Annotated in this window: 19 protein-coding genes and 2 pseudogenes; 14 read left to right on the plus strand and 7 right to left on the minus strand. The window is 61.6% G+C overall.

Features of this window, described 5'->3' with window-relative positions:
• Window positions 1–10: 10 nt before the first annotated feature.
• The 9 genes from ACLD1X_RS23725 (at window position 11) to ACLD1X_RS23765 (ending at window position 8811) form a co-directional block, all read left to right on the plus strand.
• Window positions 11–1012: a polysaccharide deacetylase family protein gene (locus ACLD1X_RS23725; protein ID WP_429371822.1), complete on the plus strand. Its 1002-nt coding sequence runs from the start codon at window positions 11–13 to the stop codon at window positions 1010–1012.
• Entirely contained in the window at window positions 1009–2313 is a 1305-nt protein-coding gene (locus ACLD1X_RS23730; protein WP_429371824.1) for a lipopolysaccharide biosynthesis protein, read from the plus strand. Before ACLD1X_RS23725 ends, ACLD1X_RS23730 begins: the two co-directional genes overlap by 4 nt.
• Window positions 2310–4229, plus strand: coding sequence for a hypothetical protein (locus tag ACLD1X_RS23735; RefSeq protein ID WP_429371826.1), 1920 nt, complete (start codon window positions 2310–2312; stop codon window positions 4227–4229). Before ACLD1X_RS23730 ends, ACLD1X_RS23735 begins: the two co-directional genes overlap by 4 nt.
• 87 nt (window positions 4230–4316) lie before the next feature.
• Complete coding sequence (locus ACLD1X_RS23740; protein WP_429371828.1) at window positions 4317–5006, plus strand: N-acetyltransferase; 690 nt, start codon at window positions 4317–4319, stop codon at window positions 5004–5006.
• A gap of 4 nt (window positions 5007–5010) precedes the next feature.
• Window positions 5011–6222: a GNAT family N-acetyltransferase gene (locus ACLD1X_RS23745; RefSeq protein ID WP_429371830.1), complete on the plus strand. Its 1212-nt coding sequence runs from the start codon at window positions 5011–5013 to the stop codon at window positions 6220–6222.
• Window positions 6194–6988, plus strand: coding sequence for a carbohydrate deacetylase (locus tag ACLD1X_RS23750; RefSeq protein WP_429371832.1), 795 nt, complete (start codon window positions 6194–6196; stop codon window positions 6986–6988). Before ACLD1X_RS23745 ends, ACLD1X_RS23750 begins: the two co-directional genes overlap by 29 nt.
• Window positions 6989–7298: 310 nt before the next feature.
• Complete coding sequence (locus ACLD1X_RS23755; protein ID WP_429371834.1) at window positions 7299–7994, plus strand: N-acetyltransferase; 696 nt, start codon at window positions 7299–7301, stop codon at window positions 7992–7994.
• 212 nt (window positions 7995–8206) lie between these two features.
• The gene (locus tag ACLD1X_RS23760; RefSeq protein ID WP_429371836.1) at window positions 8207–8500 is read left to right on the plus strand and encodes a type II toxin-antitoxin system RelE/ParE family toxin; all 294 of its coding nucleotides are present in this window, start codon (window positions 8207–8209) and stop codon (window positions 8498–8500) included.
• Between the two features lie 2 nt (window positions 8501–8502).
• Entirely contained in the window at window positions 8503–8811 is a 309-nt protein-coding gene (locus ACLD1X_RS23765) for an addiction module antidote protein (RefSeq protein WP_057397260.1), read from the plus strand.
• 13 nt (window positions 8812–8824) lie between these two features.
• Here ACLD1X_RS23765 and ACLD1X_RS23770 read toward each other — a convergent pair whose 3' ends face one another.
• The gene (locus tag ACLD1X_RS23770) at window positions 8825–9637 is read right to left on the minus strand and encodes a class I SAM-dependent methyltransferase (protein WP_429371839.1); all 813 of its coding nucleotides are present in this window, start codon (window positions 9635–9637) and stop codon (window positions 8825–8827) included.
• A 171-nt stretch (window positions 9638–9808) separates the two neighbouring features.
• On the opposite strand from ACLD1X_RS23770, the gene ACLD1X_RS23775 reads away from it, so the two are divergent.
• Window positions 9809–10189, plus strand: a complete 381-nt coding sequence (locus tag ACLD1X_RS23775; RefSeq protein WP_429371841.1) for a hypothetical protein — start codon at window positions 9809–9811, stop codon at window positions 10187–10189.
• Here the strand turns inward: ACLD1X_RS23775 and ACLD1X_RS23780 are convergent, their stop codons facing one another.
• The 6 genes and pseudogenes from ACLD1X_RS23780 to ACLD1X_RS23805 all read right to left on the minus strand — a co-directional run.
• Window positions 10190–11623 (minus strand): sigma-54-dependent transcriptional regulator, encoded by a 1434-nt coding sequence (locus ACLD1X_RS23780; protein ID WP_429371843.1) that lies wholly within the window; start codon window positions 11621–11623, stop codon window positions 10190–10192.
• Window positions 11592–13085: a sensor histidine kinase gene (locus ACLD1X_RS23785; RefSeq protein ID WP_429371845.1), complete on the minus strand. Its 1494-nt coding sequence runs from the start codon at window positions 13083–13085 to the stop codon at window positions 11592–11594. The genes ACLD1X_RS23780 and ACLD1X_RS23785 overlap by 32 nt, the downstream gene beginning before the upstream one ends.
• Window positions 13086–13187: 102 nt before the next feature.
• A complete protein-coding gene (locus ACLD1X_RS23790; RefSeq protein WP_429371847.1) occupies window positions 13188–14294 on the minus strand; it encodes an SCO family protein in 1107 nt (368 codons plus the stop codon).
• 17 nt (window positions 14295–14311) lie between these two features.
• Window positions 14312–17116 (minus strand): multicopper oxidase domain-containing protein, encoded by a 2805-nt coding sequence (locus ACLD1X_RS23795; protein WP_429371849.1) that lies wholly within the window; start codon window positions 17114–17116, stop codon window positions 14312–14314.
• A 185-nt stretch (window positions 17117–17301) separates the two neighbouring features.
• A pseudogene (locus ACLD1X_RS23800) lies at window positions 17302–18072 on the minus strand (sensor histidine kinase); the annotation flags it as partial.
• 9 nt (window positions 18073–18081) lie between these two features.
• A pseudogene (locus tag ACLD1X_RS23805) lies at window positions 18082–18873 on the minus strand (two-component sensor histidine kinase); the annotation flags it as partial.
• Window positions 18874–19154: 281 nt separating this feature from the next.
• Between ACLD1X_RS23805 and ACLD1X_RS23810 the strand changes: the two are divergent.
• The 4 genes from ACLD1X_RS23810 to ACLD1X_RS23825 are packed head-to-tail and all read left to right on the plus strand — an operon-like array spanning window position 19155 to window position 24783.
• Window positions 19155–20501: a hypothetical protein gene (locus tag ACLD1X_RS23810; RefSeq protein WP_429371851.1), complete on the plus strand. Its 1347-nt coding sequence runs from the start codon at window positions 19155–19157 to the stop codon at window positions 20499–20501.
• 35 nt (window positions 20502–20536) lie between these two features.
• Window positions 20537–22786, plus strand: coding sequence for an Ig-like domain-containing protein (locus tag ACLD1X_RS23815; protein WP_429371853.1), 2250 nt, complete (start codon window positions 20537–20539; stop codon window positions 22784–22786).
• A gap of 59 nt (window positions 22787–22845) precedes the next feature.
• Window positions 22846–23307: a curlin gene (locus tag ACLD1X_RS23820; RefSeq protein WP_429371855.1), complete on the plus strand. Its 462-nt coding sequence runs from the start codon at window positions 22846–22848 to the stop codon at window positions 23305–23307.
• A 27-nt stretch (window positions 23308–23334) separates the two neighbouring features.
• Entirely contained in the window at window positions 23335–24783 is a 1449-nt protein-coding gene (locus ACLD1X_RS23825; protein ID WP_429371857.1) for a curlin, read from the plus strand.
• The last annotated feature ends 206 nt before the right edge of the window (window positions 24784–24989 follow it).

The following is a 24989-nucleotide window of genomic DNA, read 5'->3' on the forward strand; positions in this document are numbered from 1 at the left end:
GGCACGTGCCATGGCGATCAAACAACTGTTAAAGCGCACCAGTGGCTGGCTGTACCTCAACTCCCCGGTCGGACGCAATCAACTGCACGGCGCCGGGGTGATCCTGATGCTGCACCGGGTGCTGGCCAGCGACCAGGCCGCCGAACTGCCCCATCGCAATGAACTGTGCGTCGGGCCACAGGCGTTTGAACATTTGCTGGTGTGGCTGAAAAAACACTTCGACTGCGTGCCGCTGATGGACATTCTGCAACCGGCTGCGCCGCGCTCGCAGCGGCCGAAAGTGGCGTTGACCTTCGATGACGGCTGGCGCGACAACGCGGTGAATGCTTTCCCGTTGCTGCACAAATACCAGGTGCCGGCGAGCATCTTTCTGTCCACCGACTTCATCGGTAGCCGCCAGCGGTTCTGGTGGGAAAGCATCGGCGAAACCCTGTGGAACAGCCATGGCGAACAGGCACGCCGGCACCTGATCGAACGTTTGCAGTACCTGGGGCGTCCACTGCCGACCCTGTGCGATGACCCGGATGAGCAACGTCGCAGCCTGGCGCTGCTGAACTTTTTGCAGGGCCTGAAAACCCTGTCGCCCCTGGACCTCAATCGCCTGACCGACGACTGCCCGCAAGAGTCGTTGCCCCAGGCGCTGGACTGGCAGCAAGTGCGCACGCTGGAGGCGTCCGGCCTGGTGCGTTTCGGCCCCCACGGTGCCAGCCACGCCATCCTCACCGGTCTTGACGATCAACGCCTGGATGAAGAACTGAGCCGCAGTCGCGACGCGTTGCTGCACGGCTGCAACCGGCCATTGCCGGTTTACTGCTACCCCAATGGCGACAACGATGCGCGGGTGCGCCAACAGGTGGCCAGGCATGACTTCCGGTTTGCCCTGGGTACCGGCACCGGTATTTATCGAGGGGCCGAAGACCCACTGGCGCTGCCACGCTTTGGTGTCAGCCAGCGTACTGCGCGCAATCCCGAACTATTGTCCTGGCGCATCTACCGTGGGGCACGCCCATGAGCCGCAGCCATTACCTCAAGCACCTGGCCCTGAGCATGGGCACCAAACTGGCGATGATCGCCCTGCGCTTGCTGCGTAACGTGTTGCTGGCGCGGATTCTCGGCCCCAGTGAACGGGGCCTGTTTGCCCTGCTCAGCACCCTGCCCGACCTGATCAGCGCCGCCACCAGCGGCGGCTTGAACTCTGCGGTGGGCTATCAGGCGGCCAAGCAACGGCCGATGGGCCTGCTGCTCAGCCAGGTGCTGGTGTTCGGTTGCCTGCTGGCGGCGTTGCTGACCTTGCTGGTGGTGGCGCTGACCCGCGAGTTCGGCAGTGAACTGGACATCACCACGCAATTGGGCCTGCTCGCCTGGCTGTTGTTGCTGGCGGTGCCGCTGACGGTGCTCAAGAGCGGACTGCTGACCCTGCACAACGCCTCGGGCGGCATAGTCGCCTTCAACGCCTTGCGCCTGATTGAATCGCTGGCCCCGCTGTTGCTGTTCCTCGCCCTGTTCTGGATGTGGCAAAGCGCAGCCCTGGAAGCGGCGCTGATCAGCTGGCTGTCGGGCATCAGCCTGGTGGTGCTGGTCGGTTGGGTGTGGCTCAAGCGCAACCAGCCACTGACCCTGCAATGGGACCGCGCCAGCCAGAACGAACTGCTGCGCTACAGCGCCCGCAGCCATCCCGACCTGCTGTTCCAACAGGTGATCCTGCGCTCCGACTACCTGTTCATCGGCGCCCTGCTCGGCAGCACCGCGCTGGGTCATTACGCCATGGCCAGCGCCGCCGCCGAATTGCTGCTGATCGTCCCGGAAGCGGTGACCACGCCGCTGATGAAACGCCTGCTGCAACAGGAAGAAGGCATCGACAAAGTCACGCCGCTGGCGTTGCGCCTGACGGCCACGGTGATGCTCGGTGCCTGCCTGAGCATGGCGCTGATCGGTGAATGGCTGATCGTCACGCTGTTCGGCGTGGCCTATCAACCGGCCTACCCGGCGTTGCTCGCCTTGCTGCCGGGCCTGCTCGGCTTGTGCTACGCGAGCATCCTGCGCCTGGACTTGCTGGGCAAGAATCGCCCCGGTTCGATTTCCCTGTTGATGGGCCTCGGTGCCTTGCTCAACCTGGCACTGAACCTGGTGCTGATCCCGGCCTACGGCATCGTCGGCGCGGCGGCGGCCTCGTCCATCGCTTACCTGGCGGTAACCGTCGCCCTGCTGGTGATGTATTGCCGCCTGAGCCAGGTTCCGTTCTGGCAAACCCTGATCATCCTGCCCAGCGATATCGCACCGATGCTGTTGGTCCTGCAACGGAAGTCGGCATGAAGTATTTTGCGCTGCTGGTGAGCCTTGGCCTGTCTGTCGACGCCTGTGGCGGGCCGATGCGCTGGGCCGATATCCGCGACGGCAGCCTGTACTTGCAAACGGATCGTCCCGATACCGTGACCGTGCAATGGGTGCCGGCATGGCAGGCCGGTGCCAACGAAGAACACCTGTACCTGCTCGATGGCCAGGGCAAGCTCCAGGCTGAACGATCGATCGCCGCTGCCGAGACCCAGGGCACCCAGCGCTGGCCACTGGCACCGAGCGCGAGCAGTTATCGCCTGGAGATTCCGGGTTACAGCTTCCGTCGCTACCGCGTGGAACACGATGAGCACACGGTGGCGCTGTTTGAACCGGCCAAGGTGCATTTCAGCGCGGAAACCCGCGACGGCGACGAGTTGTATTTCAAGGTCGCGGCCGGGGAGCACGCGGTGCTTGCCGGCAAGTTCCACGACGGTGTCGGCACCCTGCAAGCCCAGCGCGTGGGGGATGGCAGGCAACTGACGCTGACCCTCAAGCCGTACCCTGCCTACTGGCAGTTCGACAAGGCCGAACTGCCGGTCGCCACCAGCGACCAGGTCTGGCGCCTGCGCCTGCAAGGCAGCGGCAAGGCGGCATTCTGGCTCGACGGAACGGCCAATCTGTTCGCGCAGGATCCGCGACAGCTCAAGCCCCTGCGTGAAGACGATGGCCGCACCCGGCTGACCCTGCACGAGGAACTGCTTGGCAACACACCGGACCTGGGTATCGCCCTGCCCTACGTGATGCCGCCACCTTCCAGTTTTGCCGTGCTGGATGCGCTCAAACCGCAGGCGGCGACTTACTACAGCCTTGTCGACATCATGGCGACACGGCCGCACTACGAGGACGCGTTCCGCCGCCTGTACCAGGAGCGGTTCGGCATCACCCGGGACATCACTCTCCTGGCCGGTAGCCAGCGCCAGGCCGAACTGCGCGCCGACAATACCAGCAGTGGCGGCCTCGAGGCCTGGCTGGCCGCAACCCGTGCCCTGGGTGGCAAGGGCACGCACTACATCGGCTTTGCCGACGAGCCGAACCTCAACTACCCGGACTACGCCAGTTTCCACAGCGTCTTCAGCAGCATGGCCCGGCAGGTGCGCAGCAACCCCGACAACGCCAGGGCCGGCATCCGCATCGCCATCCCGGCCAGTTCGCGTTTTATCAACGGCCCGTTGGCAGACCACGCCACGCAGCGGCGCGGCATCGATTGGGCGCGGCGCTTGCTGCAAGACTCGGGCGAGCAGATTGATGCCCTGGCCTGGCACGAATGGATGATCCGCGACCTGCTCGCGACCCGCGTCTATCGCGATAGCGTGCGGCGGGCGGCCGAACTGGTGGGGCTCGACGCCCAGGGTCGGCCGCGCAAGGCCCTGTTGCTCGACCAGACCAACATGTCCAGCGGTGCCAGCCTCAGCCCTTACGATCAGGAAACCCACTACGCGTCATTGTGGTGGACCTCGGTGGTGATCAATGCGTCCCAGGACGGCCTGCTCGACATGCTCGGCTGGTTCCAGGCCGCAGACGAGCCGCAATACCCCAAAGGCATGCTGCGGGTGCTCGGCGACGATCAATTCGAACTCAAACCCGTCGGCCTGGCCCAGCAGTTCATCCAGCAACACTGGCTGCACAACGTGGTACGCCTGGACAACGATGCCTTCGAAGTCGACGTGCTGGCCATGGCCGACGACCTCAAGCGCACGCTGCTGGGGGTGAACAAGGGCACGCGTTTGCAGCGTGTCGACCTCAACGGTGCGGCCTGCCCGCTGGCCAAGGGTTCATTGCGTTACTTCGGCGCCGACAATCGCAGCCGCGACGCACCCTACAACTGCCGGGACGGTCGCGTGAGCTTCGAGTTGCCCGGGCAAACCCTGTTCGCCCTCAGCTGGACCACCTCATGACCGCCCCTCTTGTGCTTGGCCGTATCGGCATTTCGCCGCACGCAGTAATCACTCCACTCACGGGCAATCCCGTCAGGAGCCAACAACATGAGTGCAATGCACAAACTCAGTGAACACATCAAACACAAAGGCCTGGGCGCCACCTTGAAAAAAGCCTGGAAGCACTACGTGTTTTCCCACCAGGAACTGCTGTGGATGGAACGTGACCTGGTCAGCCCGGTGCCACCGCATAAACTCAAACCCTACGGGCCGCTGCAGGTCGTGAGCATCACCGCGGAAAACGCCGTGGCGTTCACCCGCCACTTCGGTGACCGGGTCGAGACCATGGCCGAACTGGCCCGGGAGGGTTACACCGGGCAAATGCACCTGGACGACAAGGGTGACGCGGTGGCGTTCATCTGGGGTGCCGCCCGCAACTACCACGACAAGCATTATTACGGGTGCTGGTTCCCGGTGCAGCCTGGCGAATTTTTCGAGTTCGGTGGCGAACTGGCCAGGGCCTACTGGGGTACCAAGCTGTCGATGGACCTGCAAACCGAGCTGTGGAAAGCCATGTATGCCCAAGGCTGCAGCAAGGTGGTGGACGTGTGCGAGTGGCACAACATCCCGGCACTCAAGCTGCATATACGCACCGGTTACAGCGAACAGGGACGCATCATGAACGTCTACGAACTGTTTGGCCGCTGGCGCATCTTCCGCGAAACACGCTACACCGGTTCGCGCCTGGAGACCTTGCGCAAACCGGTGCGTGAACCTGCCACTGCCGAGGCGACGTGATCTCATGACGGTACGATTCGAATGGCGCACTTCGCTGTGCGCCCACGACTTTCCGGCAGCGGCTTATGAAGCGCTGCGCCAACGTATAACCGACCACACGCCGTTCAACACCCTGGCCTGGTTATGCGCGTCGGAACAGGCCCTCAAACCCGGCGAGCGGTTGCACGTACTGCTCGGCTGGCAGGGTGACGAACTGGCGCTGTGCCTGCCGCTGGTGACGTCCGTGGAGCGCTTTGCGCGTTTGCCGTTTCGGGTCCTGCATCATCTGGGCCATCCCCTTGCCGACCGCCTCGCCCTGTTGACGAGGCTGGACGGCGACGCTTTGCGCAAGGCGCTGACACAGATCCGTCAACGCCTGCCCCATGCCGTGCTGCAACTCAACGAACTGGCCGGTCCCACGGCGCAGGCCCTGGCGGCGTGGCAGGCGCAGAGTTCGACCGCCGAACAACGCCTCAGCTGTCGCGTGCCGGTGCACCTGATCAGCGAGGCCGACCATCAGGAAGTCTCCGGCGACCCACGCTACAAACTGCGCCGTGCGCGCAAACGCATCGCCGCGTGCGGCGCCCAGGTGCGGCGGATTACCCCCGACGCCCTGACCATGGGGCCGCTGTTGCAGGAAATCAGTGAAGTCGAAGCAGTGAGCTGGAAAGGCGATGAAGGGGTCGGGATCTTTTCCGATGCGCGCCATCGCCAGTGGATGGACCGCGCCTTCACCGCCCTGGCGGCCCGAGGCCTGGTGCGTGTGGTGGTGCTGGAGCTGGAGGGGCGCTGCATCAGCTATCGCCTGGGCCTGTTGGAACAGGGCCGACTGTACGACTACAACCTGGCGTTCCTGCCGCAATATGCCGACCTGGGCAGCGGCCGGGTGCTGCTCGAAGAGTGGATTCGCTGGGGCCTGGAAGACAACTGGCGCTGGATCGATGCGTCACGGGTCAGCCTGGAAAACTCCAGCCATCAACTGCACGAACGCATGACCGGACAACTGGAACACTGGCGCTGGAGCTTTTACTCCTGGCGTCCAGGCGGACTGGTGCTGGGGCTGGCCTTGCGGGTCTGGCAACGCTTCAAACCCCGACTGCAGCAATGGCGCGCCCGACGCGCGGCCGCCACCGTCGCAACCCCGGCGCCTGTCGCGACACCGGCTGTCGAAACGCCTGCGCCTTCGGACAAACTCAAGGAGGGTCAACATGCCTCGGCAAGTGATAGTCAACGCTGACGATTTCGGCCTCAGTGCCTGCGAAAACGCGGTGATCCTCGGCGCATTCCAGGCCGGGCTCATCAGCTCCGCCACCGCCATGGCCAACATGCCGGCGTTCGAAGCGGCCTGCGTGCTGGCCCGGCATCCATTGCTCGAAGGCCGCATCGGCCTGCACTTCAACCTGACCTACGGCCGCCCGTTGAGCCAGAGCATTGCGCAACGCCGGACGTTTTGCGACGGTGCCGGCGTGTTCGACCTCAACCTGTCCCGCACCCGCCTCTGGCTCGGGCGCCGGGATCGCCACGCCGTGCTCGAAGAACTCGAAGCCCAGTGGCAGCGCTGCCTGGACAACGGCATGCGCCCCAGTCACCTGGACTCCCATCAACATGTGCACAATATCTGGCCGATTGGCGAGATCGTCGCGCGCTTCGCCGCGCGCAAGGGGGTGCCGGTGCGTCTGGCGCGCAATCTGGGGCAAAACCTCAGCCTGCCCAAACGCGTGTTCAAGGACCTGCTCAACCGCCGCCTGAGCAACCTGGCCGGCGCCACCGCCGACTACGTGTGCACCCCGGTGGACCTGCGCAACGCCGAGCCGCCACCCGACGGCCTGCTGGAAATCGTCGCCCACCCGAACCGGCTCGGCGCCGACTTCGGCGACGCCTACCTGGAGCCGGGAGAGTCCTTGAGTGCGTTGCTGCATCAACGCCTGCCGGGCGTGCCGCGGGTGGCCTACACCGCGGCTGGTGACGCCGCGCCCGAGCGTGCGCAGGCCGCTCTGGAATAACACTGCATTCCCCCTGTGGGAGCGAGCCTGCTCGCGATAGCGGTGGTTCAGTCAACAAGGATGTTGAATGTACCGGCCTCTTCGCGAGCAGGCTCGCTCCCACAGGTTGTGCACCCGTTCAATCGGCCGCTCAAAGCACCTGAATACGTTCGGGATGAACAGCTTTTTGACGCCTGAAAATTGTGTCAAGACTGATACATAACTTGAAACACAATGCAGTCAGGCACATGGCCATGCAATTGCCATGGGTGATCTATACCCATCGATACCTTCACAACACACCATCAATCCTCGGCTTAAGGAGGGCTTCATGAGCGTACTCGACAAGCTTCGCGAACACATCAAACGCAAGGGCCTGGGTCGCACGTTCAGTACGCTGTGGAAACGCTACGTGTTCTTCCATTGGGAGTTGCTGTGGATGGAGCGCGACCTGGTCAGCCCGGTGCCGCCACACAAGCTGCGGCCCTATTCCCCCGTGCGCCAGGTGACCATCACTGCGCAGAACGCCAAGGCGTTTGCGAAGAACTTCGGCGACCGTGTCGATACCATGGCCGAGCTCGCCAACGAAGGTCATACCGGGCACATGTACCTGGACGACGAAGGCCATGCGATCGGGTTCATCTGGGGCACCACCCGGGACTATCACGACCGCCACTATTACGGCTGCCGGTTCCCGGTGAAGGAAGGCGAGTTCTTCGAATTCGGCGGCGAAATGACCCGCGCCTACTTCGGCACCCGCCTGTCCGTGGACGTCCAGGTGGCCCTCTGGGAAGCCATGGCGCTGCAAGGCTGCAACAAGGTGGTGGACGTCTGCGAAACCCACAACATCCCGGCGCTGAAACTGCACATCCGCATGGGCTACCACGAACAGGGCCGCGTCACCCACGTCTACGGCCTGTTCGGTCGCTGGCGCTTCTTCCGCGAAACCCGCTACACCGGCTCCCGCCTGGAACCGCTGCGCAAACCGGGGCGGCCGGTGGTGGCGACGGCTCAGGCCGAGGCTTGATTCCTGGGGTATCCGCTTTAGCGCGTCGCTCCATTCGCGAGCAAGCTCCCACATTGGACTGTTGTCGTGCGCCAGACCGGAATACGACACCGTACACCTGTGGGAGCGAGCCTGCTCGCGATGTTGGTCTCCTACATCCCTCTCAGAAAAAAGCCATTTGATCGCAGAATTGTCTGACTGCTCATCCGTATCCATTTGGATACATTCGAGCAATGAATTATCTTGTCCAGCAAACCGCTACCTTCGCAGCATGGCACGCCTCGGTTCACGACTTGCGAGCCCGGCTGGCTATCGGTCGTCGCATTGACCGCGCATCTGCGGGTAATCTTGGCGACAACAAGCCTGTCGGTGATGGCGTTTCTGAAATGCGCGTAGACGTGGGTGCCGGATACCGGGTTTACTTCACGATGCGCGGTGGTGTCGTCATTGTCCTGCTGGCTGGAGGTGACAAGTCATCTCAAACCACCGATATCAAACGCGCAAAAAAAATGGCAAAGGAAGTTTAACCATGAGCCAGACTTTGACGACTTTCGACATGGCAGCACTGCTCGACAGTGATGAAGCCATTAGCGAGTATCTCTCTCAGGTACTGGCAGACGGTGACAATGAGGAGTTTCTGCGCGCTATCGGCTATGTGGTGAAAGCCCGTGGCATGACACAAATAGCCAAAGACTCTGGAATGGGTCGCGAAAGCCTCTACAAAGCCTTCGCGCCGGGAGCAAAACCTCGTTTCGATACGGTCCTGAAGGTCATTCATGCCCTGGGTATAGATCTCTGTGCGCAGCCAGGACACACCGTCAATCACTCAAATCTCTAATTGATTTTGCGCGTCAAGTGGCTGGTTTCACCACCACCCACGTAAAACACAACGGCAACTGCGCCGCCTGCTGCTGATAGCGGTCATAGAGCTCTTCGCGATTGGAGTGCGGATATTCCTTGAAGTGGCGGATCTGCAGCCCCGCCGCCAGGGCGGCGCTGAACAGGTCGCTCAGGGTGTGGACGAACCAGTAGGACGCCGCCGACGGCTGTTCAACCCTGCCTTCGTAAACGATCGGCTGGTGTTGCACGAACGGTTCACGACGGAAATATGAACTGGCCAGTTGATAGGGATCGGCTGCCTCGGGGTCGAACATTTCCAGGAACGGGTGGGTTTCGTACACCACCAGCGCCCCACCCGGTTTCAGCGTACGCGCCACATGGCGGAAGAACTCGCCGATGTCCGGCATCCAGTTCAATACGCCGATGGTGATCAGCGCCAGGTCAAAGCGTTCCTGCAGTTGCGCCGGCAAGTGATGAATGTCCGCTTCGATGAATTGCGGCGCATGGGGCGAGCGGGCCGCCAGCTCCCGTGCCTGCTCGAGAAACGCTCCGGACTGGTCGATGCCCACCACGCTGCGCGCGCCCAGGGCGAACAGAGACAGACTCTCGCGACCGTTGTTGCAGCCCAGTTGCACCACATCCTTGCCGTCGACACCTGTCCGGGTCAGCAAATCAGTGAGGGTGTCATCCAGGCAGGAAAAATCCGCGTGCCGCACATCGTTCAGCAAGGCTTGCCATTCGCTGGAGTCCTTGTGGTGACGGGCAGAGTCATTCCAGGCCTCGCGGTTACTGGCGATGGCTTGTTCTTTTGTCGGCAGTTCCATTGCTCGCTCCAGGGTTCGGGTCGTCGATTTGACCGGCCGAAGTCTAGATCAAGCCCATCCTGGCAGGTGTTGCGAACTTGTAATCCGCGCAGCAACGACAGCCGCCCACCGCGGCAGCTATAGTTAATGACCTTGGGGATATGGGGTTAAACCGATTCTGCAGGTGTTGTCATGAAAAAAGCCGACCTGACGCTTTTGCTCGCCGTCTGCCTGAGCGCGCCCTTTGCCGCCCACGCCTACGACTTGCCAGCCACCACTGACTACAGCAGTGAATTCAATTATTACGGCGCCGACCAACCCTTCGCGCACCCCGTGCCACCGTCCATGAGCAGCGTGCCGCCGGGCTCTTACATCCCGACCGCGCCCGGGGAGTTCATACCGATTTCCAGCGAGCACGTGTTCTACGACTCGCGCCTGCCAACCGTGGCCGACGCCACGGTCCGGGTGTTTATCCGCTCCTACGATGCGGAGCGTGGCGTCTACGTGAACCAGGAAGTCGAGAATCCCGATTGCATGTTGTCCTGCCTGAGGCAGGGCCCGGTATTACAGTGATTACCACTGTCGTTTGTCCGGGCGGGCGAGTCCCAGCTTTTCGATCCGGTAGCGCAACATGTCACGGCTCAGACCTAGCAGGCGCGCCGATTTGGTGACGTTCCAGTCGGTCTTGTCGAGCATCTTGCGCACCATGTCGCGCTCCACTTCCGGCAGGTTCATGGATTCGCTGCCGTTGTAGGACGGACGCTGTTCGCTGAAATGTTGCGGCTCGTGATGAAACGTCGGTGGCTCATCCACCAGGCTCAGGCAAACGTTCAACTGATGGACGGCAATGGTGTCGCTTTGCGCCAGCAACACGGTTTGCTCCAGCATGTTGCGCAATTCGCGAACGTTGCCCGGCCAGCTGTAGCTGAGCAGCAACTCTTCGGCCTGGTCGCTGAAGTGCAGGTTCGGCTTGCCGTAGCGTTTGCCATGCAGCGCCAGGAAGTGCCGGGCCAGCAGCAGGATATCGGCGCCACGGGCATACAGGCGCGGCACCTTGATCGAAATGATGCGCAGGCGGAAAAACAGGTCGCGGCGGAATTTGCCTTGCTGGACCATTTGTTCGAGATTGCAGTTGGTGGCGCTGATCACCCGCAGATCGACCTTGCGCTCCTTCACCGAACCGACCCGGCGAATGGTCCGGTCTTCCAGCAGTTTGAGCAGCTTGGCTTGCAACAGCAGGTCCATTTCACCGATTTCATCGAGGAACAGCGTGCCGCCATCGGCCGCTTCCACCAACCCCATGCGACGGTCCTTGGCATCGGTGAAGGCGCCCTTCTCGTGGCCGAACAGTTCCGACTCCACCAGGTTGGACGGGATCGATGCGCAGTTGAATTCAATGAACGGGCCTTTGCTGCGCGGGCCGTCGAAGTGCAGGGCCCGGGCCACCAGTTCCTTGCCGGTACCGGTCTCGCCTTCCACCAGCACCGGCGGCAGGTCGCTGTTGGCCATCCGCCGTTCGGCATCGAGCAACTGGCTGATGGTGCCCTTGAGGTACGCCATCGGAGCCGACTCACCAATCAGTGCCTGCACCCCTGACTTCTGGGCCTCGCGCTCCTGGTAAAACGACAGCGTGCGCTCCATGCGGTCGGTGGCCAGGGCCTTGTCCAGCAGCAACTTCAGTTCCGGCAGGGCCACGGGTTTGGTGACGTAGTGAAAGGCGCCCTCTTTCATTGCCACCACGGCGTCTTCGACATTGCCGTAGCCGGTCATCATGATCACTTTCAGGTCCGGCGCGCGAACGCGCAGCTTCTGGATCAGGTCGTGACCACTCATGCCCGGCAACGAGTTGTCGGTCAGTACCACGTCTGGAGCGAAAGAACCCAATTGTTCCAGTGCGTCCTCCGCCGAGTGGCAGACGGTCACCTCGAAGTCCTTGCGCTCCAGGTAAGTCTGAATATTCTCGGCGAGGATTTCGTCATCCTCGACCAGCAGAATGCTGTGCTCCATATACCCCTCCCGTTGCCACTTTGAAGTTGAGACAAACGCGGGTTCCTTCCTGCTCCCGGCTGGTCAGTTCGACCGAGCCGTCAAAACGCTCCATTATTCTTTTGACCAGGGCCAGGCCTACACCCAATCCACCTTGCTTGGTGGTGAAAAACGGCTTGAAGACCATTTGCTGTTGTTGTTTGGACATGCCCTTGCCGGTGTCGGTCAGGATCATGCTCACGTCGCCGGGCACCGAAGTATCGATCTCGACCGTCAGCACGCCGCCCTTGGGCATGGCTTCCAGTGCATTGGCAAACAGGCTATTGAGTATTTGTGTGAGCAGCACCTGTTGGCTGACGACCGGTGGCACGCTGACAGGAGAGAAGTGCACTTCGACGTTCGAACGCTTGATCAAGGCCTCAAAGGCACTCAAGGTGTCTTCGAGGGCCAGCACCAGATCGACCGTTTCAAAGTCGTCATTCATCGGCCGCAACGACACCAGCAATTCACGGACCCAACGCGACATGCGGTCGACCTGATTGATGATGTCGCCAATGTTTTTCTGTGCGGTCTGGCTGGCGATGTTCTGGGCCAGTTCGGCGCTGGTACGGATGTTCGCCAGCGGATTGCGCAGGCTGTGGGCGACCGCCGAGGACATTTCCCCCAAGGCGACAAAGGTTTCGTTGGCGATCAGTTGTTTCTGCTGGCTCTGCAACAGTATCGCCGCGCGCCGTACGATCCAGAACAGCCCCAGGTAAATGGCCGCCCCACCGATCAGGGTGGCCAGCCAGATCGCCTTGAAACCGCGCTGGATGCGCCCCACCAGGTCCACCGGTTCCTTGTAGATCTCCACCATGGCAATCACTTTGCTTCTGTCGGCGTTGAACATCGGAATGTAGTTCTCGACGAACAGGTATTCCGGTTCGCGCAGCAGACGCTGTTCCGGACGCTGCTCATCGATCTCGTGGTAACTGGTGGACACCGGCGATTTCATTTCGAAGGATTCGTCCAGTTCTTCGTCGTTTTCGATGCGCACGCCGATCAACTCGGGATTGGTCGACCAGACCACCGTGCGGTCCAGGGCATACACCGTCGCCAGCAGGATGTCCGGCAGGTGCTCCACATGGTCGAGAAACTCGACGCGCGCGGCAGCCCGCGACTCCGGGCTGACATCGGCATAGGCGTGGTCCAGGCGCGGGTCGAGCATTTCCCCCATGGTTCTGTCCGACGAAATTCCCGCGTGACGGATTTCCGCCTCGCCAATGGCTTTTATGAACTGCGCGGTCAGCAATGAATCGCGCTCGATGCTTTCATCGACCACAAAACGCGTGGAGATATAACCCAGCCCCAACGCCACCGCGGCAATGATGAAAAAGCTTGCCAGGGAGAACCAGCGCAGCAGGTTGAACTGCGGATGCCACCCCTTGCGCGGTGCTTCCGGAGCCTGCGGCACAGGTACTTTTTGTTGTTCCAGTATCTGCATGGCTGTGTCCTGGGTGCTTGAAATCGAGCCTGTTCAGCCGCTTTCTGGATCAGTGTAGGTGGCATTGAAAGCAATTGACTGGCCAACGTAAATTTTTTGACACTATTGCGCCTGGGTCATCTCGGGTTGCGCGACCGAATGATGATGTTCAGGTTCCTCGTTTCCACTGGCCACCGGTGCTGCAGGTGGATGCTGACGGTCGGTTTCTTCCTGCAGGAAGTCGATGATGGACTGGGCGGAATGCTCATCCAGCCGCAGGTTGGGCATCGGGATCCTGTTGTAGCTGTCGTACAGTTCCAAAGCGATCGGGTCCTTTTCCGCGAGCATGCGGTCCGGTTCGCGGATCCAGCGGCTGAGCCAGGCCGGATCGCGCTTGTGGGTCACGCCGATCAGGTCCGGGCCGATGCTGCGCAGGCCGAGGCCCTGCCCGTCCATCGGGCCGAGGCTGTGGCAAGACGCGCAGCGGGTGCGGAACAGTTCTTCGCCATTGCTGGGCGGGCGAATTTCCGGAGCATTGACGTAGCTTTCCTCGACGCTGGGCTGCTTCCAGTTCTGCAAGGTGTTGGCCAGCTGGTCAGCCAGGATCCACGGATTTTCGAACGGCGAGGCTTTCATCCAGCGGCCGGTTTCCTGGTTGCCGACGATCAGGCTCAGGTTGTGGTCCTTGCTGCGCCCGTTATCGACGCCTTCGATGAACAGCCCCAGCTTCTTGCGCAGTTCGGTGACGTCGGCAAACTCCCCGGTGAGGAATTTCCAGCCCGGCCCGACCTGGAAGCGTTGCGCATAAGCCTTGAGCACCTCGGGGGTATCGCTCAGGGGGTCGATGCTGATGGAGTAGAAGAAAATGTCCTTGCCGACCCGATCCCCCAAGAGTTTCTGCACCTGGCGCAGGCGCGCGGTTTCCAGGGGGCAGGAGTCGCTGCACGAGGTGAAGATGAAGTTGATCACCACCACCTTGCCTTTGATCATGTCATCGAAAAAACGCAGCTGCTGACCGTCCTGGTCGGTCAGCAGCGTGTTGGGGAAATAGTCGCCACCCCACGGGGTGGCGGATTCAGCGACAGCGGGTACGGGCGTGGATGCCGGAGCAGGTGCGGGTGTCGACGTTGGCTGGCTGGCCACCAGCAGCTGGCTGGCCAGCAAACCGGTCACCAGCATCAGCACCAGGTGCATGCCCAAGGCCCGCGAGCGTGGTGTATGCAGCTTCATGTCGACACCCTCCCTGTTCAAGGTTTGACTGCCACTTTAGGACCGACGCCGTCACCGGTGCTGTAGGTAGGCAGTGCGGCGGATCTCACGTAGCGCACCCCGTCCCAGCTTGGCAGTGGCGTCGGCATCAACTGGAATTGCCCCGGATGTTCAATGTCCCAACGCAGCAGCATGGAGTTGTCCTCGTGCTGGGTGTTGTGGCAGTGCTCCATGTAGGTCCCGGCGAATTCACGGAAGTTGATCGCCATCTCTACGTTGTCCAGGCCGTCTTTTTCCGAACCGATGCGGTACACGTCCTTGCGCGCCCATTTTTCCCACTCTGGCGGAGCCTTGCCGCCGCGACTGAGGATGATCCCTTCCTCGAAGTGCACATGCACCGGATGGCTCCAGCCACTGCCGCCGAGCCTGATGTTCCAGACCTCCAGGGTGCCGAACCCGGTGGTCCCGGCGTCGGTCGGACCGCTGGCCAGGTGAGTGGCGGCACTCAAGCGGCGTGGATCCATGTGGTAGCCGAAGCCACCATCGGTCTTGACCGTCCAGGGCGCCTCATCAGTGCCGTCGGAGCGGCCGAAGATGAAGGTGCGATGGCGGGCCTGGGCCAGCAGAGCCTTGTCCGCAGGGTTGTCGCGATGGATCTTCAGCGGGATCATCACCAGGCCTTCAGCCTTGCCCGGTTTGGCCGGTTCGTACAGCGCCGGGTCCATGGCCAGGTCCTGGCCGGTGTAGGCCTTGACGTTGAGTTGCAGGATCTTGCCCACCGCCGGGTCACCCCTGTCCCACTGCGGTCCCTTGCTGCCTTGCTTGATCACCGCCAGGTATTTTTCCGACAGCACGTCCGCCAGTGCCACCGGTTCTTTCGGGCCTTTGCCATCATCGTGCACCAGCAGGTTGACGAAGAAGATCTTGTCCCCTGGCTTGATGCCGTTTTTCGCAAAGTTGACGATGATGTCGAACCGTTCGGCAATACCCTGGGTAGGCAGGATCGCGTTGTGGTTCTGTTTGTCGCCGTCGCCGTCCAGGTCCATGGTGCCGTCGAAGGGCACGCTGTGTTCCATGATGTTGCCATCGTTGGCGATCATGTGGAACGGCACCCGGGCATAGGACACACCGGAACCGCTGGGGCCCTGGAATTCGCCGCTGTTGCCTTTGATTTCACGCACGAGGGCCAGTTTGTAGTAGCGCGATACCGAACCGTTGAGGATGCGGAACCGGTAGCTGCGGGCGCGCACGTCCAGGGTCGGTTTCCACTGCCAGTTGACCAGTACCTGGTCACCGAGGAAGCCGTCGGTGTTGAACGGGTTGAACCACAATTGACCGGTCTGGTCCCAGGCCTTGTCGGCCACCAGCAGGTTGATGTCGTAGTCACGGTTACCCCAAGGCAAGGCGCTGCCGCTGGGGAAACGCAGGTTGACACCATCGTTCACCGATTCGTTGCCACGGTCCAGGGCGCTGTAGTAGTTCATCATCGCCGCGTTGCCCTTGTAGACGTTCTGCGCGGTGAAATCGAGCATGTGGTCGTGGAACCAGTGGGTGCTCATGGTTTCGCGCCAGTCGCCACGGATCTTGATGGTGCCGTGGTCGCAGGTTTTCAGGCCCGGGCTGCCGTCGTTGGTCCACAGGGTTTCACCTGGCGCGCAAGGGAACGCCGCACGCGGATCCTGGGCGGTGGTGTTGATGCTGTCATAACCGGCCAACTGGATCGGCCAGCGATAGTCGTAATACTGCCCCGGAAAGAAGAACGCGTTGGCATAGCCGTCGCTTTCCGCCGGTGCGTGACCGTTGTGTTCGTGGGTGGTGATGGTGTGCAGGCCAAACCCCATGTTCGCGCCCGGATCGATGGGCAAGCCGTTGTAGTGACGCATCAGTACCGGTTGGCCGTAACGCACCATCAACAGTTTTGGCGGCAAGGTGCCGTCGAAGGTCCACACCGAGTTGTGGTTCTGCACCGGCATGTTCGGGTGGAAGCGCGCATCGATACCCTTGGAGGTGCCGTCCGTTGCCGGTACGCCGGCAACGTTGTGATACAGGCCACCGGGGCCGAACTCGCCCACGGCATAGCCGTGCATCTGATGGCTGTCGCGAATACCACCGTTGGTCCGCGCACCGGTCTGCACGGTCTTGTAGGCTTTTTGCGGGTAGAACTCGTTCCAGCGCTGGTGCGACCAGCCCTTTCCTGGTGGGCGACCTTCAGCCGAAGAACCGATATGGCGGTTGAGGAAATACTCGATCTGCGCCTGCCACGGGTTGCGGTCGACCGAGTTGGAATACTGGCTCGGAAACGGCGTCAGCCCCGGTTGGCGCAGGAAGGTGTCGAGCGCAGCCGTAGGGGGGGCGCTGCGTGCCGCACTGGTGGGGTCCTGTTGTGGCAACGGGCCAATGGCGGGCGCTGGAAACGGCAGCGGTGCCGAGGGTGTGGTGGGATCGAGTTTTTCCGGTCCGAACTCCTCGAACAACATCAATTGCTGGGTAAATGGCTGCGCGCCGAACAGCGGGCTGGGCTTGCCATTGGTGGGGTAGTTGAAACTGGTTTCCTGTGCCGGCGGAAGTCTGTTTTCCACCTGGGTGGTAGTCTTTGAGCCCTTGACCCCGCCAGGCAGATCGAAGGCATCCTGGTTGGCCTCCGGCATGCTCAAAATGGCATTCAGCCCCGCCGGCTCAGCGGGCTCATCGTAATATGCCGAAGGATCAGTAGGTTCCGGCTGTCGCTCGTCATCGATGGGGCTGGCGTGCAATGTCGCTGTGCCCAGCGTCATTGTCAGTAAGACGCCCAATGGCGTTAGCAGTCCTAAACGTTTGAAGCTGTACCGCGCTTTTCTTTCCATCACCAGCCGCCTCGAAGTAATGAAGGGGGTGATGGTGGTTTTGCAAGGACCTCGCCAATCTTGTAACTATTTAATACATAAGTATTAAATCTTGATAAAACAATGACTTATAAACATCAATACGCCATGAGCGCGAAAATGACCGGGGATTGACACCCGCTAACGGGGATAGTTCATCCCCGTTATCAGGGGACCAACTTAAACGACAGACGGACAGTGGTGCCCTCTCCTTCGCGGCTATCGAGGGTCACCACACCGCCAAAACGCTCCATGATCCGCTTGACCAGCACCAGCCCGACGCCCAGCCCGCCCTGCTTGGTGGTGAAGAACGGCCGGAAGGCCATGGTGCGCTGCTCTTCGTTCATGCCTTTGCCGGTATCGCTCACCCTCACGCTGACGCCCTGGGCATCGCGCGGCTCGATCTGGATGGTCAGCGTACCGCCGTTGTCCATGGCTTCCACTGCGTTGGACAGCAGGCTGTTGAGGATCTGGGTCAGTTGCACCTGCTGGCTCAGGACCATGGGCGTCTGGTCCGGTTCGAACACCACCTTGACCTTGGCCCTGCTGATCTGATGTTCGTAAGCCATCAGGCTGTCATGCAGTGCCGCCACCAGGTTCACGGGTTCAGCCTCGTCATTGAGCGGTCGCAGGGACTGGAGCAATTCGCGGACCCATGTCGACATGCGATCGACCTGGCCAATGATGTCGTTGATGTTGCCGTGTGCCGGACCGCTGTCGAACTCTATCGCCAGCTCGGCGCTGGAACGGATGGTCGCCAGCGGGTTGCGCAGGCTGTGGGCGACCGCCGAGGACATTTCCCCCAGCGCCACGAAGGTTTCACTGGTGATCAATTGCTTCTGCTGCATCGCCAGCAGGATCGCCGCGCGTCGCACGATCCAGTACAGCCCCAGGTAAATAAGACCGCCGCCCAGCGCGGTCGCCAGCCAGNGCGCCACGAAGGTTTCACTGGTGATCAATTGCTTCTGCTGCATCGCCAGCAGGATCGCCGCGCGTCGCACGATCCAGTACAGCCCCAGGTAAATAAGACCGCCGCCCAGCGCGGTCGCCAGCCAGATCAGCACCAGGCCGCGCTCCATACGGCTGATCAGGTCCTGCGGTTCCTTGTAGATCTCGACCATCGCCGTGACGGTGTGGCCATCGGCATCGAACAGGGGAATGTAGTTTTCGATGAAGATGTATTTGGGGGGCACCACGAACTTCTGCTCCATGCGGGATTTGTCCACATCGTGGTAACTGGTCGATACGGGAGTCTTCGAGTTGAATGCCCGGTCGAGGTCTTCATCGGCATGGATCGTGGTGCCCATCAAGGCCGGGTTGGTCGACCAGATCACCATGCGGTCGGGTGCATAGATGTTGGCCAGGATCACGTCCGGCAAATTTTCGATATGGTCGAGGAACTCATCACGGACACTGGCACGGGTCAGCGGGTCGACGCCAGGAAAGTCCTTGTCCTTTCGGGGGTCAAGCAACTCGCCCATGGTCCGGATGTTGGGAATCGACACATGGCGCACTTCGGCCGAGGCAATCGCCTGGATGAATTGCGAGGTCAATAACGCATCGCGCTGCACGCTTTCGGTAATCACGAATCGCGTGGACACCGCCCCCAGCGCCACCGCCACCGTGCCGATCACCGCCATGCTGATCAGCGAAAACCAGCGCAGCAGATCGAACGGCTGCTTGCGCGTGTTCAAGCGGACCTCGCTTTCGGTCGCAAGTACTTTGGCAATGGTGGTCATGGACACGGTTCCCGGAAACCTTCCTATAGGTTTATAGCCCACCCATCGCAGATTGCCCGAATCCGGGGGCTGCAATTCCCCACCCGCCCCGCTACCCCATGTACCCCCAATGTTGGGGACAACCGCCCGATCTCCAGCTTGTTGCTCGGTTACCCGCGACTGCGCCAATGCCTTTAATTAGGACCTCTCACGGGCGTTTTCGCTGATTGGTACGGAAGTTGCCAACTCACTGCCAACTGACCCATCCCCAAGGGGCAGGTACTTCGATAGAGGGAATACTCATGCACCCTTTACTGTGCAAAACCGCAACCGCACTGGTCGTGACCGCTCTAGCCCAAGGCATCGCCCAGGCAGCGCTGTTTGCCGTAGACCCCGGACCCTACCTGCCAGCCAATGGCAATTTCGCCGCCTGGTATCAGGACAGCCACGGTCGAACCCTCGACCTGTGTTTATCAAAAGCTGTCAGTTCCAGGGTTGCCAGTGCGCCGGGCGCACCGACTTACATGTGCTCGTTGATCCCTAATCCCGGTATTTTCGATGACACCAAACCGCTGGTCTTCCCGACCAACTTCCCCGACGAAGCGTTCTGGGCCACTGGTGAAACAACCATCGTCGATGCCGCCCGAGGCATCGACCTGACCTATGTCTCGGCGCTTGAAGCAGCCTTCAGTGGCGGTGATCCGCTGGAGGGCGACCAGATCAGTTTCGCCCGCATCCGCATTCGCGTCGACGTGCCCACCGCCGGTACTTACGTCGTCACCCACCCCTACGGCGTCGAAGTGTTCAACGTCGACACCCCCGGCCGGCGGGCGATCAACATGACCCGGGACATCGGCATCGGTGCGCCGAAAACCTACGACGGCGCGCTCAAGGGCGACGTCGGGCCGTTCCTGCGCAGCGTCAAGGGCCCCTATACCGAGACCAACCCGGCCACGGGCCAGGCCGAACAGTTCGTCGGCGACCCGAACCTCAACGAAGCCGTCACCGGCAGCCCGTTCAACACCAACTACGTGCGCATCGAAGGCCCCAATGGCCTGGACTTGCGCACCGACCTCTTCGCCGTTTCCGGCAAATTGTCGACGGTGGTCCGGCCGACGCCGGTGATCGCCGAGCGCAGCACCTACTCGCGGCATGCCGGCGCCAGCGCTCCGGTGGCCCAGCAGGATGTGTTCGTGTTGGCCCCGCCGCCACCGGCCAGCGTGACCCTGGACACTAACAACCCGGTCCTGAACTTCACCGAAGCGAACACCACCGGGCACTGGTACGCACAGTCGCCGAACAATCCGACGCTGCCGAGCACCTTGCAAGTGACCGCCGACAACCACCTGGCCATTGCCAGCAGCACGCCGACCACCTTGCCCCTGCCGCTGACCGACCTGGTGACGATCTCTCGCGCCGAATACAGCCTGAGCACCGGACAAATCAGCATCACGGCCTCCACCAGCGATGAAACCTCGCCACCGGTGCTCACCGCGACCACCGGCACCGGTCTCGCCATCGGCGCCCTGAGTGGCGACGGCGCCGTGAAAACCCTGGCCACCGGCATCTCGCCGATTCCGCCAGCCCAGGTTCGCGTGACGTCAGCCAATGGCGGCAGCGATACCGAAGAAGTGGTCATCGTGCAATGAACGCTCACATGCCCAGATCCTCATCAGGAGGCATCATGAACAAATGGCCACGCCTGGCGGTCAACGCCCTGGGACTGACTCTATCGCTGTCCGGCAGTGCTTTTGCAGAACTTGCCGCCGTCGATCCCGGCCCTTACACCTTTGCCACCGGGAAATTCCCGATCTGGTATCAGGACAAGAATCTGCTGTCGATGGAGCTGTGCCAGTCCCGAGCCGTCAGCACACGGGTGCCAGCCAGTGTGCCACCGGCCTATATGTGCACCCTGCTGCCGACACCTGGCATTTTCGATGACACCCTGCCGATGGTGTTCCCGGATAACTGGCCGGACGAAGCCTTCTGGTTCCTCGCCGAGACCACCATCCCCAACAACGCCGCCGGCTATGGCATGGACGCCTATGTCGCCGGGATCGAGGCTGCCTTCGCTGGCGGCAACCCGCTCGACGGCGACCAGATCAGCTTCGCGCGGATTCGCATGCGGGTGAACATTCCCGTTGCCGGGACCTACACCATTACCCACCCCTACGGCGTGGAAACGGTCAACGTCACCAGCCCCGGCCGTCGTGCGATCAATATCACCCGGGACGTCGGCATCGGTGCACCGGGTAACTTCAGCGGCGCTGTCAACGGTGCCATCGGGCCGTTCCTGCGCAGCGTCAACGGCCCCTATACCGCGGTGAATCCGGACACTGGCGCCGTCGAAACCTTCGTCGGCGACCCGAACCTCACCGAAGCCGTGACCGGCAGCCCCAACAACACCAACTTCGTGCGCATCCAGGGGCCGGCCGGGACCATCCAGACCAACCTCTTCACCCTGTCCGGCAAGGTGCTCGACAGCCGCGCGCAAACTGCGGTGGACATGAGCCGTGCCACCTATCGCCGCACCGCTGGCACGGGCGGCACCAACACCCGGGTCGAAGTGTTTGCCAAAGCCGCCAACGGTTCGACCCTGTGCTTGCGCGAAAGCATCGCCCTGGTGCCCGGACCGCCTGTGTCGCCGTGCCAGACCAACATGGTGAACGATAACAACGGTGTGTTCTTCGCTCAGCATCTGTTGAGCAACGCAACCGTGCCTCCGGTCGTGGTGGTCACCGCCACCGACCCGACCGGGACCACCCGCCCGACCGCAGTATCGAGCAAGCTCTCGGACGTGGTGAAAATCCAGACCGCTCGCTACGACTGGAGCAACCACAGCCTGCTGATCGAGGCCACCTCCACAGACGAAGTGGTGGTACCGGACATGGTCGCCCAGGGCTACGGACGGCTATCGAAAGCTGGAACCCTGCAACGCCTGACCGTTGCCGACCTGACCCAACCCCCTGCAACCGTTACGGTGAAATCCGCTGCTGGCGGCAGTGACACCGAGCCGGTCGTAGTCGTCGGCACTGCACCGGACACCGGGGCGAACCAGGCACCGATCTCCGTCGCCGATACAGGCAGCACCAGCTTTGGCGTGCCGATTACCCTCAACCTGCTGACCAACGACAGAGACCCGGACGGCAATATGCCACTGACCATCACTGCGTTGACCCAGCCGGCTGCCGGACAGGGCTCCGTGGCAATGAGCGGCACTACGGCGGTGGTCTACACCCCGCCAGCGGTCGTCAATGTACCGTTGACCACAACCTTCACCTACAAGGCCCAGGATGCCAAAGGCCTGGCCTCGACCACCGCGGCAACCGTGACCATTAGCGTGGCGCCTAACCGGCCTCCGGTGGCAGTCGCCGACGGGGTCACGACACTGGGTGTAGCGATTCCAATCAGCGTGCTGGCCAACGACACCGATCCGGAAGGCAACGTGCCGCTAGCGGTCGCCAGCTTCACGCAACCAGCGGCGGGACGCGGCTCCGTCAGCAGTAACGGCACGGTGCTCACCTACACCCCACCGGGCACCGTCACCACGGCCTTCACCACGACCTTCACCTACATCGCCCAGGACAGCCTCGGCGCCCGGTCGACATCACCGGCGACAGTCACGGTGCAAGTGCAACCACGGCCTGCGGCGGAAACCTTCACGGTGACCACCTCAACGGTGAGCGCCCGCTCCAATAACCGCTTCACCTGGGACTTTGCCGGCACCTCATCGGTGACCACCGGTAACACCATCACCGTCAAGGTCACCACACCGACCGGCCTGGTCACCCTGGGCACCACTACCGTACCGCCGAATGGACGCTGGAAGTTGACGGTAAACAACATCACCACGGTCGTTCCATCGGCGAATCCGACCGCCACGATCACCTCGTCTCAAGGCTCCGTGCGGACGGTTGCAGTGATCGCCAACTGAGCCCGCGCCCCATCAGCCACGCTGGCTGATGGGGCCGGCTTCTCCCTAAGGACAGGACCATGAAAACGTCGACCGCCACCCTGCTCTGCCTGCTACTGCTGTGCAACAGCGTGGGCGTGCGCGCTGACGATTTAATGGAAAACGATGACCTCGGTCCCGGTGGCGATCTCGGTGAATGGGTATCACCGGTGGGCCAGCACGCACTGATCGACCAGAACGGCCAGGCCAACGTCGCAATGTTGCAACAGAACGGTCAGTCGTTGCTCGGCACCATCGTGCAATCGGGTAGCAACCAGGAAGCCTACATCCTGCAACAAGGAAGTGACCTCATGGCAATGATCAATCAGCAAGGCTCCGGCAACGATGCCTCGATTACCCAGACCGGCAGCCACAACCGTGCCCGGATCTCCCAGAACGGCAATAACAACAGCGCCAGCATCGACCAGGCCGGCACGGGGCTGCAAAGCGCCGTGAACCAGTCCGGGAACGGTATGAGCGTTTCAGTCAAACAATATCGCTAAAACACTGCATCACCTGGAGGCTCCATCATGTTCAAATTGACGCCCCTTACCGCCGCGGTCCTGGTCATGGTCAGTGCCCAGGCGATGGCCGAAGACAGTGTGTCCGACCAATTCCAGGACGGCACCGCCAACATCGCCGATGTGAAACAGAAGCTGGCCCCGGCCAGTACTGCCAATCAGCAGCAGGTGGGTGAAGGGAACAATGCGGCTGCCGTTCAGGATAACGCCACCAGCACCATCCATCAAAACGAGTACGGCAGCTACAACGCCGGTTACGCCGAGCAACTGTACGAAGACGGCAGCACCATCAACCAGCTGCAGTCCGGCACGTACAACACCGCTCATGCCAGTCAGTCAATCGGCGTGGGTAGCAGCGAGGCCTTGCAGCAGCAGGACGGTAACGGCAACTTCTCATTCATCTACCAGAGCAGCCAGGACGGCGCCTCCGCCAAGACCTTCCAGTTCGGTGACGCCAACGAGGCCAACGTTGAACAGATGGAGGTGGGCGTGGGCAACAAGGCGACGGTCACCCAGCACGGCAACGAGAACTATGGCACCGCCGAACAGGTGTCCCACAACGGCGCCCTGATGGACATCAACCAGTACGGCGATGGCAACTATGCCTATGGCGACCAGCGCAACGGCCAGGGCGGCAACCTGAGCATCAACCAGTACGGTGACGGCAACGGCACCGAAGTCTGGCAGGAGACTCAGGTCGCCAGCCAGGCCACCATCAATCAATACGGGAACACCAACGAAACCGTGGTTGACCAGAGCTTCGGTGAAAGCAACGTGGCTTCGGTGTTGCAGGTCGGCAACCTCAACGCCATCTATGCCGACCAGTACGAATCCACCAGCTCGACCCTGGCGCTGTATCAACAAGGCAACGGCAACGTGCATTTCACCTATCAGAATGGCGATAGCCAGGTGCTCAATGCCAGCTCCGTGGGTGATGGCAACAAGGTCTACGCCAGCAACTGGAAAGGCCCGCAGGCCGGCGGCCAGTTCGGCAAAAACCAGCGCGCGACCATCAAGCAGAACGGCTACGACAACGTTGCCAACTTCACCCAGAATGGCGCCAATAATATAGTGGCCACGAACCAGACCGGTACCGGCAACAAAACCACCATCAAACAGGACGACACCTACAACGAGCTGTACTTCGAACAGAACGGCAGCGACAACATGCTGATCTCCGACCAGCGCGGCGAGACCAACCTGGCCATGGGCAGCACGACCGGTTCTGGCAACACCACCCAGTTCGACCAGTCTGGCGGCGCTAACCGTGCCTACACCGAGCAGGTGTACGGCAGCGACAACATGATCACCGTCAAACAGGCCGATACGATGAACGTGGCGTACGTGACCCAGGGCGGCACCGGCAACACCGCCGGTGTCGACCAGAGCGGCATGAACCAGACCGCCACCATCCAGCAGTACGGCTCGACCAACCAGGCAACAGTGATGCAGCAATAATCGCGCGGGATGTAAAAACCGCGGCCTTGGGTGGGGCTGCGGTTTTTTTTGGACGCGTTGATGGAGGCAATCCAGCGGTGGGCTGGCAGGCCGCCTTCTCGAGCAAACCGGCTTGCGAAGGCGGAGTGTTGGTCCACGTTTTTTTACCGGTGTACATATCCGTTTTTGCGGTAACGGCCACTAACGGTTCCGCTTTTACAGCGGGT

Source organism: Pseudomonas sp. 18173, from assembly GCF_050432945.1.
GTDB lineage: Bacteria > Pseudomonadota > Gammaproteobacteria > Pseudomonadales > Pseudomonadaceae > Aquipseudomonas.